The 325-nt window shown below is 67.7% G+C and carries 1 protein-coding gene; it reads left to right on the forward strand.

Going from position 1 to position 325, the window contains the following annotated elements:
• Positions 1–325: AraC family transcriptional regulator (locus SB751_RS29055; RefSeq protein WP_410748915.1), on the forward strand; the 325-nt coding region annotated here is incomplete at both ends.

Here is a 325-nt window from a genome sequence, read left to right on the forward strand (position 1 = left end):
CTGCACCTCGACTTCACGCTGGCCGCGGAACTGGCGATGCAGATCGACCGCGCGGGTCCGGCCGAACCGGTGCAGCCGCCGCAAAGCATGATGTCGACGCCGATGGACGACGCGATGCAATCCTCCGTGCTGCGGTTTCTCGAAGCGTTGCATCGTCCGCTCGAAGCCGCCGTGCTGGGGCCGAGCCTGTTGCGCGAACTGTATTTCCGCGTGCTCACGGGCGCGCAAGGCAGCTCGATGCGCGAGGCGCTGTCGACGCGCGGGCAGTTCGGGCGCATCGGCAAATCGCTGCGGCTGATCCACGCCGGTTATGCGCAGGACCTCG

The sequence above is a fragment of the Cupriavidus sp. SIMBA_020 genome (genome assembly GCF_046535395.1).
Classification (GTDB): Bacteria; Pseudomonadota; Gammaproteobacteria; order Burkholderiales; family Burkholderiaceae; genus Cupriavidus; species Cupriavidus campinensis.